Raw genomic sequence first — 13,248 nt, 5'->3', positions numbered from 1 at the left:
CCTGAAAAAACCGCCTCCCCAGGCGGTTTTTTTTTACCCCGACTTTTTGAAACAATGGAGAACAGCATGCCCCGCACCGATGATTTACGGATCCGCGAAATGAAGGAATTGACGCCACCGTCCCACCTGATTCGCGAGTATGCGTGCACGGAAACGGCTGCCAACACGGCCGCCAACGCGCGCATCGCGCTGCACCGCATTCTGCACGGCCAGGACGACCGCCTGATGGTGGTGGTGGGCCCATGCTCGATCCACGACACCCGCGCGGCGATGGAATACGCGCACCGACTGGTGCAGCTGCGTAACGAGCTCAAGGGCGACCTGGAAATCGTCATGCGCGTGTACTTCGAAAAGCCGCGCACGACCGTGGGCTGGAAGGGCCTGATCAACGACCCGTTCATGGACAGCAGCTTCCGCATCAACGACGGCCTGCGCATGGCGCGCGAACTGCTGCGCGACATCAACGAGTTGGGCTTGCCAGCCGGCACCGAGTACCTCGATGTGATCAGCCCGCAATACATCGCCGACCTGATCAGCTGGGGCGCGATCGGCGCGCGCACCACGGAGTCGCAGGTGCACCGTGAGCTGGCGTCCGGCCTGTCCTGTCCGGTCGGTTTCAAGAACGGTACCGACGGCAATGTCAAGATCGCGGTCGATGCCATCAAGGCGGCTTCGCAGCCGCACCATTTCCTGTCGGTGACCAAGGGCGGCCACTCGGCCATCGTCTCCACCGCCGGCAACGAGGACTGCCACATCATCCTGCGCGGCGGCAAGGCGCCCAACTATGATGCTGCCAGCGTCGATGAAGCGTGCAAGGCGATCGGCGCGCAGGGCCTGGCGCCGCGCGTGATGATCGACGCATCGCACGCCAACAGCTCCAAGAAGCCGGAAAACCAGGTCCCGGTCTGCGCCGACATTGCCGGCCAGGTCGCTGGTGGCGACACCCGCATCGTGGGCGTGATGGTGGAGTCGCACCTGGTGGGCGGCCGCCAGGATCTCGAACCGGGCAAGGAACTGACCTACGGCCAGTCGGTCACCGACGGCTGCATCGACTGGGAAAGCAGCGTGCAGGTACTGCAGGGCCTGGCCGCCGCTGTGCGCCAGCGCCGCTTGGCGACGCAGGCGGCGGAAGCCGCTGCCAAGTAAGTCAATCGCCTGGACGCAGCGCCGGTCGGGTCAGCAGTCGGCGCCGCACAGCTTCATGGTGACGTTGCCATAATGCTGTTCCGGAGCGAAATCGACCGCTGGTGCCAGCGCGACCTTGCCGTTGGCTGTCGCAGCGGCCAGCGCCGGCGCCAGCTGAACCTGGCCATTGCCGGCAACCTTGACATATAGAACGCCGGGGTCGGCACCATCGGCCACCTCGGCTGGCGCGGCGTACGCCGGATCCGACAGACCCGTCACTTCCCCGCCGTCCACCACGCAACCCGACACTGCCGATCCGATGATGACGATTGCTATCCAAGGTTTGATGCTCATGATAAATTCCTCTTTTTGTAGTTCCTAAAAATTAACAGTATTTTAAAAAGAGCAATGCCTCAAGTCGCAATTCCGGATTGTGTGAGGTAACGAACATAACCGTGGCGTCGGTCAGACAGTACGAAAAAAAAAGCCGCATCGCGGGCGCGATGCGGCTTGCAGGGTGATCAGGCGCCAGTGCTGGCGTCCGGACCTTGCTATCAGAACGTGTAACTACCCCGCACATACAGGGCCCGACCCACAGGGTCCGTGTAACGTGGATCGTAACCCTTCTGGAACAGCGTGCCCTGGTTGGAGAACGGCGGCTCCTTGTCCAGCAGGTTTTTCACGCCGGCCGTCAGCGCCAGGCCGGTGAAGCCGGTGTACGTGCCCGACAGGTTCCACAGGCTGTACGACGGCACGCGGTTGAGGAAGGCGTCCTCGATGTCGAGGTTCTGGTCGATGTAGCCGGACTTGTACGACTGCGCCAGGGTGGCGCTCCAGCTGGCCAGGCGCCAGTTCAGCGCGGCATTGTGCTTCCAGCGGAACACCGGGTTGTTGGCGGCGTAGCGGGCCACGTTCTGAGTGTAGGCGCCGCCGCGCTCATCCTGGTATTCATACTTGTGCACCCAGGTGCCATCGACGGTCAGCGTCAGGTTGCCGTAGGCGCTGGCGCTCGAGCGCAACGTCAGGCTCAAGTCGACGCCATCGGTGTTGACCTTGCCGAGGTTCTCCTTCAGGTCCAGGATCGCGTTCGGCGTGCCGTCGGCATTGCGCAGGAAGCGCTCGCGGTATTTCTCGAAGTTGCCGTAGATGGTTTCCTCGGGCAGCGCATTGATCTTGTCCTTGAGGCGGATATTGAAGTAGTCAGCCGAGACGGTCAGCTGCGAGACCGGCTCGAGCACCACGCCAAAGGCGAAGGTCTTCGATTTTTCCGGCTTCAGCGCTGGATTGCCACCTTGCAGCTTGTACTGCTGCAGGTCGCAGTCGCGCAGCGGATTGGCGATCGGGCTGTCGGCGATGGTGCCGCCCGGGCACAGGATCGGATCGTTGTACGAGTTGTTGGTATCGTTGCGCGACAGTGGTGCGTTCTTCTCGAACAACGTCGGCGCGCGGAAGCCGGTCGAGGCCGAACCACGCAGCAGCAGCTGTTTGGTCGGCTGGTAACGTACGCCGATTTTCGGATTGGTGGTGTTGCCGGCGTCGCTGTACTTGTCGTAGCGGGTGGCCAGTTGCACTTCCAGGTCCTGCAGCAGTGGCAGGTTCAGTTCGCCGAAAATGGCCTTGATGGTGCGCGAACCGTCGGTCGATTGCGAACCGGACAGGCCCGAGCTGGCGGCCTGGCTGGCGATCTCGCGATTGACGAAGAAGTCCGCTTCCTCGCGGCGCAGTTCGCCGCCGATGGCCACTGCCGCCTTGCCGCCTTGCATATCCCACAGCTCGCGGCTGGCCTTGGCGTCGATGCCGGTGTTGCGGGTTTTGCCTTTCTGAACCTGGCCACGCAGGGCGGTGCTCTCCAGGTACGCCTTGCCGGTGGCGTCCTGCGCGGCAAACGGATTGAGGATGCCGTCGCGTACGCCGGCCGCGAACGACGCGTCGCGCACATAGCCGCCGGTGAAGTATTCAGCCGACCGGCTTTCCGACAGCGTGAAGCCGGTCTTGTAATCCCAGCCGCGCAGCAAGCCCTCGACCGAGATCGACAGGCGGTCGGCCTGGCCCTTGGAGACGATTTCGCGCTGTCCCGCCTCGGTGGGGCGCCAGTTTACCGACAGCGGCTGGCCCGACAGGCCCGGCATGGCCGGCGTGCCGCCGGCATTGCCCGGATAGTATTTGCTGGTGTTGGGCAAGACCAGGTTGGCCTGCGGCGGCGGCGCCGTGTGCGACAGCACGTCGTTTTCGGCGTGCAGGTATTCGACCGAGGCCTGGTGGTCGTTGTTGATCTTGAAGGTGGCCTTGCCGAAGAAGGTTTTCTGTTCCTGCTCGGGCAGGTTGTCGATTTGCCGGGTGTAGTCCTGGCGGCAGGTGCCGTTGCTGGCGCGCGGCACCGACAGCGGGGCGTCGCAACCGGTGGCAAAGCCGGGGTTGCCGGTGGCGCCCGAACCTGGGTCGAAGTAGTTGCCGGGGAAGGTGGTGCCGGAAGTGAGGTTCAGGCCCCGCGACGGGATCACGCCGGTCTTGGAAAACTCGCGCATTTGCGAGTTGAGGATATCGGTCTTGTGATAATCGAACACGCCGAACACGTTGTAGCCGTCTTGTTCCAGGTCGCCGAAGCCGCTCGAGATATTGAAACGCTTTTCATCGGCGCCCGGCTTGCGCGGGGCGATCGCCTCGGCGGTGATGGTGGTGGTCTTGACGTTGCGCTTGGTGATGAAGTTGATCACGCCGCCGATGGCGTCGGTGCCGTAAATGGCCGAGGCGCCGTCGCGCAGCACTTCCACGCGTTCGAGCGCGGTGACGGGAATGATGTTCAGATCGACGCTGGCGCCGTCGTAAGGATGGTTGGCGATGCGGCGGCCGTTGAGCAGCACCAGGGTCTTGTCGCCGCCCAGGCCGCGCAAGTCGGCGCTGGCCTGGCCGCCGGTGGGCAGGCCGGAACTGTTGCCGCCCACGGCGTTGCCGGCGCCAAAGCTCGAGCTGTTCGAAGGGATACGGTCCAGCACTTCCTGGGCCGTGGTCAGGCCCTGCTTGACGAAGTCGTCGGCGCGAAACACGGTCAGTGGATTGGCCGTCTCCGACACCAGCCGCTTGATCGACGATCCCGTCACTTCCACGCGCTGCATCGGCTGCTCCGTGGTTTGCGCCTGCACAGTGCCGATCAGTCCCAGTCCCAGTACGCCGCCGGCGAAGCCTGCGCGTATGCTGCCAGCCAACACTTTTACAACCATCATTTCACTCTCCCAAATGAACCCTGCGTTTTGTAAAGGACTTGCACTGCGTTCATCAAATCATTGGCATGAAATTCCTGTCAACGTTGGAAGTTTGGAAATCGTGCGATTTGGGCAGCTTTGTGCCTGGTTTGTCGGATGACATCTGTATGACAAGTCAGGCGGATATTTGGTCGTCCCTGGATCCGGGGATGGGAATGCTGGCTGGGAATGCAGAACCACCGCTGATAGGGTGGCCTTGCTGTGGTGTTGCTGCCACACTGTTGCTGTATTCGAATGCATGAAACAAGTACAAGGGCTGTGGCCGTGGTGACTTTTTTGCGACAAAAAAAAGCCGGGCCACTGCAAGGCGGCCCGGCTTGTTACTGCGCTGTGCGGCTTACTTGAGGTTGACGGCTACAGTGGCGTCTGCCCCTTGGATGTACAGCACGCCATTCTGGCTGATCGACAGCAGGCCTGCCATCGGATAGCTCCACACGGTTTTGCGCGTGGCCAGGTCGATGGCGTAAGTGACGCGGTTGGTGCTGACGAACAGCAGGTTCCTGGTCACCACGGCAGGGCCGTAGAAGACCGACTCGGTGCTCAGCTGCGGCGTCCATGACCACTGCAGTGCGCCATCGGCTTCGGCGCGCGCTTCTACCCGGAACGGATTGGTGTTGAGCGCGTACAGCACGCCGCTGGCGTAGGCAGGCGAGATGCCATAGCCGCCGGTGACGCGCCAATCGACGAAGCTTTTGGCGATATCGAACCGGGTCAGGCCAAAGCTGGTGCTACCGGTATTGCTGTTATAGATGGGGGTGGTGGCATACACGCCGTTGGCGCCAATGACGGGCGCGCCGCTGCCCTGGTTGTAGAAGCTGCCATTGTTGCTGCTGTCACGGATGGTCGCCAGCTTGTCACCGGTTTTTGGTTTGACGACGACAATCGCGTCGCCGGCATACACGTATACACCGTTGGCATCTGCCGCAGGCGCCCATTGCGCCGCCGACGAGATGGCGGTGGTGTTGAACAGCGTTTCGCCGGTGGTGCTGAAGCCGTAGAGGCCAGCGTACGAACTGCCGTTGGTGTAGATCACGCCATCCTGGATGACCGGTGCGGACAGCCGGTCATAATAAGACGAACCTACGCGCGCACGGAACCGCACGGAGCCGGTGGCCGCGTCGAAGGCGAACATATAGCTGCCATCGGACACGCTGCCCACGGCATAGACCACGCCGTTGGCGATTGCCGGCGGGTTGCCAGGGTAGCCAGAGCCGGCACCGAAGTCATATTTCCAGGCACGGGCGCCGTCGGTTTCCTTGTAGGCGTACAGCGAGGTGGTGTCGGTCATGTACAGCAGGCCGTTGGCGGTCACTTGCGACGCCAGCGCGGTGCTGCTCGAACCGGACGGGTTGTTCAGCAGGCCACGTTTCCAGCGCAAGGTAATCTGATCGGGTTTGATGTCGATCGGCACATAGCCGGTATGGGCGTTGTTGCCCTGGAAGGTAGACCAGTCGTTGGCGCCTGTCATGGCCGACAGCGCGGTGAGGTTGTCGCCAGGCCAGGTTGTCGTGGCACCGACGATGGTGATGTCGTATGGCACACTGATGGACGCTACCGACTGCGCGGTCGTACAGGCCTGATCGCTGCACAGCTTGATGGTGGCATTGCCCTTGTAGCGTCCCGGCGCCACGCCAGTGGCAGTGTCGAGCGAGAAGGTGTACAGGCCGTTGGCGCCTGCCGTCACTTGCACCGAAGCTTGCAACACGCCGGCAGCGTCGCTGGCGCTGGCATACACGGTGCCGGTTGGCGTGAAATTGGCGGCCTGGGCAGTCACCACCAGGTTGACGCCCACGTTGCTGGCCATCACGCGCGCGATGGTTCCGGACTGCACCGTCATGGTCGCCGCCGGTGGCGCGGTCGGGGTAGTGGGGGTGGTAGGCGCAGTAGGCGTGGCAGGGGCCGGTGCTGGCGTTACCGAATCACTACCGCCGCCGCCACAACCCGCAAGAATTAAAGTTGCGAGCAAGCCGCCCGTCCAAACCGCATTGTTCCGACCCTGGTACATGGTGATGTTCCTGATTATTTAAAAATCAATATGCTAGCCTCAGGGAATCATTATTGCAATTAGTAAAGTTGAAAAAGCCGGGCTGCCTGTCAAGCAGGCCCGGCTTTGTTGTATTACATCGTCAGATGCTTAGAAAAACTTGTAGCTAGCGCCCAGTTTCATGTAGCGGCCGATGGCGCCGGAAGCGTCCATCGGGTTGTAGCTCATGGCGCCGTAAGTTTGCGGATCGAGTGGCGCCAGCTTGTCGAACACATTGTTCATCGACGCGAACAGGGTCAGCTGCTTGCTGATGTTGTAGCGGGTCGACAGGTCCAGCGTGGTGAACGACGAGATTTCGCACTTGGCGTTTGGCGCGTTGCCACCGCCGAAAGCGGCGGTGAAGGTGCTTGCGCACAGTGCGCCGGCGTACGCGGTGTTGTCCATCTTGCTGCGGAAGTTGACGTTGCCGGTCACGTTCAGGTCGCCCAGATCCCACGATGTATTGAGGTTGATCTTGTTTTTAGGCGTACCGGCGCAGTTCGAGGTGTCGCAGTTGCCGTGGGTGCCAGCGTACTGGTAACGCACGGTAGCCGACTCGCTGCGTACCCACGACGCCACGTGGGTCCAGTTCAGGCCGATCACTGCACGGCCGTACTCGCCCAGGCGCAGGCGCTGTTTGACGTCCAGGTCCACGCCCGACACTTCCGTGAAGCTGGAGTTACGGTAAGGCGCCTGGGTCAGCACCAGGGTGCCGGTGTTCGCAATGGCGGCGCCGTTGACGACCAGGTTGTTATCGTTACGTACAGCCGTTGGCAGTGCTGCGGCCTGGTCGTACGGCAGCGAGTTGATTTCGTTGGTACGCTTGATTTTCCAGGCGTCCAGCGACAGGCTGGTGCCCTCCAGCGGATCCCAGACCAGGCCCAGGGTTTTGCCTTTCGACTCTTCCGGCTTCAGGTTGGGGTCGCCAACTTTGACGGCGGCGATGGTGATCGCGCAGTCGGTGGAGGTGGCGCCGCCGGCAGCCGGCACGCCGCCCGGGCAGCGTACCGGATCGCGTACTGGCGCCGAACCGGTCGATTGTGAACCGACGTTGCTCTCGGCCGCGCCCGGAGCGCGGAAGCCCTCGGTGTAGGTGCCGCGCAAGGCGAAGGTCTTGACCGGGGTCCACTTGATGCCGGCTTTTGGCGTGGACGAGCTGAAGCGGTCGTATTTGTCGTAGCGCAGCGCAGCCGACAGCTCGACGGTTTTCACGATCGGCGCCAGGATCTCGGCAAATACGGCCTTGACCTTGGAGTCGCCGAAGGCGGCCACGTAGCTCGAGTTGATCGAGCCGTTTTCGGAACCGGCCAGCGACGGGTTGGACAGTTGCTCTTTGCGGTATTCACCGCCCAGCGCCAGGCCCATTTTGCCGCCTGGCAGCTCGAACAGTTCACGCGATGCCTTGAAGTCGACGATGTCGAGCTTGGTGGTCGAGTGCGAGCCGGCGTTCACGCGCAATGCCGCATACAGCGACGCCGGATTGCGGAAGGCCTGGTCGCCGATGTAGTACGGGAAGTACTGCGAGGTACGGTCGCTCAGGGCCGCGCGCAGCACGTTCATGTTCAGCATATTGCTGTAGCCCAGGTCCAGTGCCGACTCGGAGTGGGTAATGCCGGTGTCGTAATCCCAGCCCATGGCCGAACCCTTGAGGCCGATGACCGCGCGCTTGAAAGTGTTGTTGGCGCTGCGGGTGCTCGGGCCGACGTCGAACGCCGAGTAGCGCAGGCGGGTGGCCACGCCGTACGGGTTCTGCGGATGGGTAGCGGCCAGCAGCGGCAGGTTGCCGTAGTTGATGAAGCCCTGTGGCGTGGTGGCGTTGCGCGGGAATGCCACGGTCGGGGTCACCGATGGTGGAATCATCATGAACGACGTGTCGCGCTTCGAGTAGCCCAGTTCGGCGTAAGCCTGGGTGTCGTCATTGATCTGCCAGGTGCCGCGCGTGTACAAGTTGATCGACTCGATTTCCGGCTGCATGTCGCGGAACTGGTCGTTATGCCACAGGCAACCACCGCCCGAACCGGTCTGGTCCGTGGTGGCCGACAGCGTCGAGCAGCCTGGCAGGGAGACGTAGTCGTTGGTCAGCGGGTTACGGATCGAACCGGTCGGGCTCGGGCTGGCAGTGTTGTTGCCAGCGATGTAGCCGGCGGCAAACTGGGTGCCTACCGGGTAGCCATAGGCGCGCAGGTCGGATTTGCCAATATAGGCGCGGTCCTTGCGGTCGCTGTTTTTCAGGCTGTCGGACTGGAAATATTCGGCGTTGAAGACGACGTTGAACTTGTCTTCATCGAGGTTGCCCTTGCCCCAGGTAACGGCGGCCTTGTTCTGCTTGGCATCGCTGTAGCGCGAGAAACCGGTGTCGGCTTTCAGTTGCAGGCCCTCGAAGTCCTTGCGCAGGATGATGTTGACCACGCCGGCAATCGCATCGGCGCCGTAGGTGGACGAAGCGCCGTCCTTCAGGATCTCGATCCGCTCGACGATCTGCATCGGCACGGTGGACAGGTCGGTAAAGCTTTTCTGACCATCGTCGGCACGGGCGAACGGCGCCATGCGACGGCCATTGAGCAGCACCAGGGTCGATGTCGCGCCCAGGCCGCGCAGCGAAATCGCGGTGGAGCCGGCGGCGAAACCGTTGCCGAAGCCGGTCGGCAGCGAGCCGGCGCCGTCGGCGGTCAGGGTTTGCAGGTATTCGGCTACCGTGCCCTTGCCCGATTTCATCAGGTCGTCGCGGCTGATGACTTGCACCGGCGATGCCGTCTCGGCGCTGGCGCGCTTGATGCTGGAACCGGTGATCTCCACCCGTTGGATCGGCGCGGCCGACTGGTCCTGGGTGTTTTGCGCCATGGCTGGCACGGCCAGCAGGCTGGCTGCGGCAACGCTGCCCGAGAACATCAGGCGAACCGAACGGGACAATACTCTTTCCATCATCATGCTGAAACTCTCCACTGAACTGGCTATGCTGGTTGAACGGCTTGGCAGGGGCGTCTTGGCCTCCCTGCTTTTTATAAAAACATTCCAGCAGTACCTGTGTCAATGTGACCAATGTTTACCGGGCGGGGCAGCAGATGATGTTGCAGACGTCTGCAACAAGGCAGGGCGGCGGACATGGCCGACCAGATCGTCGCGCTAAATGCAAATAACGTCGGCAAAGATGCTTGTAAAGCCATATTTCATATATCAAAAAATCAACGGTGTAAAATATGGAAAAAGCACAAAATCTGATCAAAAATAAACTGTAACCATCGCCACTTCTGTGACGGTTTGACGACAAAAGCGCGTTTGTGGCAGCGAATGTTCGTTTTGCGCAGGGGATGGTGCAACGCGATTGCCACGGCGTGGGCATGCGGTTTTTACGTTAAGATATCCGTATGCCGAACTTTATCCACCTGCTGCAGGAATATGGCGTGCTGATCGTGTTTGCGATCGTGCTGATCGAACAGATCGGCCTGCCAATTCCCGCCTATCCCGTCCTGATCGTCGCCGGTGCCTTGTCCGTCGATGGCGATTTCAGCTGGCCCGCCGTGCTGGCGGTAGCCGTGTGCGCGTGCATGCTCAGCGACGGCTTCTGGTTCCGCATGGGGCGCCTGTACGGCAAGCGCATCCTCAAGCTGCTTTGCCGCATTTCGCTGTCGCCCGATTATTGCGTAAGCCAGACCGAGGACAGCTTTACGCGCTGGGGTCCGCGCATGCTGATCGTCTCCAAGTTCATTCCCGGTTTTAATACCATCGCCGCACCGCTGTCAGGCGCGATGGGCGTGCACAGCCGCACTTTTGTCGGTTACAGCATGCTCGGCGCCATCTTGTGGGCCGGCACCGGGATTGCCATCGGCGCCTTCTTCCACGCCAGTATCGATACCGTGCTCACTGCGCTCAGCACCATGGGCAGTACCGCGCTGGCCGTGCTGCTGATCTTGCTGGCGCTGTTTATCGGCTACAAGTATCTCGAACGCAAGCGCTTCCGCCAGTCGGTGCAGATCGACCGCGTGACCATCGACGAAATCAAGCAGCTGCTCGAACAGGGCGCAGCCCCCGTGCTGGTCGATGCCCGCAGCGTCACGGCGCAGTTGCTGGAGCCGGCGGTGCCAGGCGCCTTGCTGTTCAACGGCGGCCAGCCAGCGCCGGAACTGATCGCGGTGGACCGCGACCGCCACGTGATCGTCTACTGCAGCTGCCCCAACGATGTGACCGCTGCCCAGGTCGCCAAGGAGCTCAAGCAGCATGGCTTCACCCTGGCGCGTCCGCTGCACGGCGGACTCGACGCCTGGAACGCGGCGTTCGGCGTACGGCCGGTGGTCGATGAGCACGCCGCAACGGCATAGCCTGGGGTAGTCATACTACGAGCGAAAAATGGGTAGGCCCGCGAGTTACACGCCTCACTGTACTAAAACTACAAATTTCTTGCCAGTCTTGGTAAAAATACCTTAAGCTTAGGCTTCAACTATTTTTCGCCGACCATGACAGCTACCCCACCGCCATCCTCTCCGATCAACGATTTCCCAGGTGGGCCGCGTCTGCTGGCCGATGTCGGCGGCACCAATGCGCGCTTCGCACTGGAAACCGCCCCGGGCCAGATCGTGGCGATCGACGTGCTGCCATGCGCCGACTACCCAACCCTGGCTGCGGCCCTGTTGTCCTACCTGGGCTCGCCCCTGGTGGCAGAGGTCATCGGGGTGGAGCCGGGCAGCATCCGCCACGGCGCGATTGCGATTGCCAACCCGGTGATCGGCGACATGGTGCGCATGACCAATCACCACTGGGCGTTCTCGATCGAGGCGCTGCGCTGCGAAGTCGCTTTCGACACCTTGCTGGTGGTAAACGACTTCACCGCGCTGGCCAGCGCGCTGCCCTTCCTGTCATCCGAACAGAAGCGCCAGGTGGGCGGGGGCGCGGCTGTGCCTGGCACGCCGCTGGGCCTGATCGGCGCCGGTACCGGCCTCGGGGTGTCGGGCCTGATTCCCGGCAAGGACGGCTGGACTGCCTTGCTCAGCGAAGGCGGCCACGTGACGTTTTCGCCTGCCAACCCGGTTGAAGTGGCAATCCTGCAATATGCGTGGACCGAATTCGAACACGTCTCGGCCGAGCGCCTGATGTCCGGCGCCGGTATCGAACTGATTTACCGCGCGCTGGCAAAGCGGCACGGCGTGGTGGCCCAGCCGCTGGTTGCGGCCGACATCTCGCGCCGCGCGCTGTCCGGCGAGTGCGCGCTGTGCGACGAGGTGATCGAAGTATTTTGCTGCATGCTCGGCACCATCGCCAGCAACCTGGTGGTCACGCTGGGCGCGCAGGGCGGTATTTATATCGGCGGCGGCATCGTGCCGAAACTCGGCGACCGCTTCCACCGCTCCGGCTTCCGCAACCGTTTCGAGCACAAGGGCCGCTTCTTCCAGTACCTGGCGCAAGTGCCTACATGGGTGATCACGGCGCAGTACCCGGCCTTCGTTGGAGTTTCTGCAATCTTGTCCGAAAGGCTAGCCTCTGTGTAAGTCACGTTACATTTCGCTGCGGTGACTGCGCGTTTTGTGGTTTTATCAGGTACAATTCACACGTTGGATGAAACTTCCTGGACAGGTCATGCTTGTTTTCGCTCGAAAACGGCGCCGAGATGCTGGTGTTTCATGTAAATGCGATCGCTTCGGCGGTCGCGGCAATTCTCTCTCTCCCGCCAGGCGACTCGCTTCGGCGTCGGAAAAAACAGCTTCAGCGACTACTCCGGCAGGCGGCATCATGGATGCGGCGCCTTCCTCAACGACTCACTGAATGTAATTGATGTCATTCTGTGCATGTGTAGAGCATGCAGCCATAAGATTGCTATGGATAATGCTGAGGCCAAAAAAGTCCTCGAAACCGCCTTGCTGTGCGCCCGTGAGCCGTTGACCCTCCACAGTCTGAAAAAACTGTTTGTCGACGACGAGCAACCGCCGGGCCCAAACGACGCCGTGGTCGGCGCCGAACAGATCAGGCAATTGCTGGAAGAGCTGGCCGGAGATTGGGCCGGCAAGGGCGTGGAAGTGGTCAGCCTGTCGAGTGGCTGGCGCTTCCAGAGTCGGCCCGAGATGAAGCACTATCTCGACCGCCTGAGCCCCGAAAAGCTGCCGCGCTACTCGCGGGCCACGCTGGAAACGCTGGCCATCATCGCCTACCGCCAGCCTGTCACGCGTGGCGATATCGAGGAAATCCGCGGCGTTGCCGTGAACTCGCAAACGATCAAGATGCTGGAAGACCGTGGTTGGGTCGACGTGGTGGGCCACCGCGACGTGGTGGGCCGGCCGTCGTTGCTGGGCACTACGCGCCAGTTCCTCGACGACCTGGGACTGAATTCGCTGTCGCAGTTGCCGCCGTTGCAGCAAATGAGCGAAACGCAGGGCAGTGGTCCCGATATGGCCGCGCTGGAAGCGGCCTTGCAACAGAACTTTGAAAAAGCCGCGCACGATGACCGTGCCGCGCAAGCAGACGATGGCACGGTGGTGCCGGTGGCTACAGCAGCCGCGACTAGCCCGGACTCCGGCCAAGAAGTTAATCAAGATCCTGTACATCGTCCCGATGTCACGGTCGACGAGCACAAGCAAGAAACGAATAATGAACAAACCTAAATCCCCAGAGACAGTCAACGACGCCGCCGAAGTAGCGGTCGCCAAGCCCAAGCGCCGTACCAAGGCCCAGATCGCAGCGGAAGCCGGCGGTGTTGCCGATGCGGCGCCTGCAGCTGCCGCCGCAGCATTGGCGGACGCCGCCGCGCCAGCGGCCAAGCCGAAGCGCAAGGCCAAGGCCGATGCGCCGGTAGCCGCAGCAGCAGCCCCGGCACCAGCAGCCCCAGCGCCAGCCCCAGCGCCAGCCCCAGCAGCG

8 protein-coding genes and 1 pseudogene are annotated in these 13,248 nt (G+C 62.1%); 5 read left to right on the top strand and 4 right to left on the bottom strand.

Translation table 11 applies throughout. The annotated features are described in order from the left end of the window. The first annotated feature begins 66 nt into the window (after positions 1-66). Positions 67-1,146, top strand: coding sequence for a 3-deoxy-7-phosphoheptulonate synthase AroG (aroG, locus tag DUPY_RS20270; protein ID WP_070250577.1), 1,080 nt, complete (start codon positions 67-69; stop codon positions 1,144-1,146). 30 nt (positions 1,147-1,176) lie between these two features. Here the strand turns inward: aroG and DUPY_RS20265 are convergent, their stop codons facing one another. The 4 genes from DUPY_RS20265 to DUPY_RS20250 form a co-directional block, all read right to left on the bottom strand. Beyond that, entirely contained in the window at positions 1,177-1,479 is a 303-nt protein-coding gene (locus DUPY_RS20265; RefSeq protein WP_070250535.1) for a hypothetical protein, read from the bottom strand. Positions 1,480-1,679: 200 nt separating this feature from the next. Beyond that, entirely contained in the window at positions 1,680-4,343 is a 2,664-nt protein-coding gene (locus DUPY_RS20260; protein ID WP_084640816.1) for a TonB-dependent receptor, read from the bottom strand. A 379-nt stretch (positions 4,344-4,722) separates the two neighbouring features. After that, the gene (locus DUPY_RS20255) at positions 4,723-6,222 is read right to left on the bottom strand and encodes an outer membrane protein assembly factor BamB family protein (protein ID WP_070250531.1); all 1,500 of its coding nucleotides are present in this window, start codon (positions 6,220-6,222) and stop codon (positions 4,723-4,725) included. A 297-nt stretch (positions 6,223-6,519) separates the two neighbouring features. After that, positions 6,520-9,318, bottom strand: coding sequence for a TonB-dependent receptor (locus DUPY_RS20250; protein ID WP_229255440.1), 2,799 nt, complete (start codon positions 9,316-9,318; stop codon positions 6,520-6,522). 455 nt (positions 9,319-9,773) lie between these two features. Between DUPY_RS20250 and DUPY_RS20245 the strand changes: the two genes are divergently transcribed. The 4 genes and pseudogenes from DUPY_RS20245 to DUPY_RS20230 form a co-directional block, all read left to right on the top strand. After that, positions 9,774-10,724: a VTT domain-containing protein gene (locus DUPY_RS20245; RefSeq protein WP_070250529.1), complete on the top strand. Its 951-nt coding sequence runs from the start codon at positions 9,774-9,776 to the stop codon at positions 10,722-10,724. Between the two features lie 135 nt (positions 10,725-10,859). After that, the gene (locus DUPY_RS20240; RefSeq protein ID WP_070250527.1) at positions 10,860-11,888 is read left to right on the top strand and encodes a glucokinase; all 1,029 of its coding nucleotides are present in this window, start codon (positions 10,860-10,862) and stop codon (positions 11,886-11,888) included. A gap of 327 nt (positions 11,889-12,215) precedes the next feature. Next, complete coding sequence (gene scpB / locus DUPY_RS20235) at positions 12,216-12,995, top strand: SMC-Scp complex subunit ScpB (RefSeq protein ID WP_070250525.1); 780 nt, start codon at positions 12,216-12,218, stop codon at positions 12,993-12,995. Next, positions 12,982-13,248: pseudogene (locus tag DUPY_RS20230) on the top strand (23S rRNA pseudouridylate synthase B); the annotation flags it as partial. The gene scpB and the pseudogene DUPY_RS20230, both read left to right, overlap by 14 nt.

Source organism: Duganella phyllosphaerae (genome assembly GCF_001758785.1).
In the GTDB taxonomy this organism is placed as follows: Bacteria; Pseudomonadota; Gammaproteobacteria; order Burkholderiales; family Burkholderiaceae_D; genus Rugamonas; species Rugamonas phyllosphaerae.
Note: the sequence above shows the minus strand (reverse complement) of the source record. Positions and strands in the feature narration are given on the sequence as shown.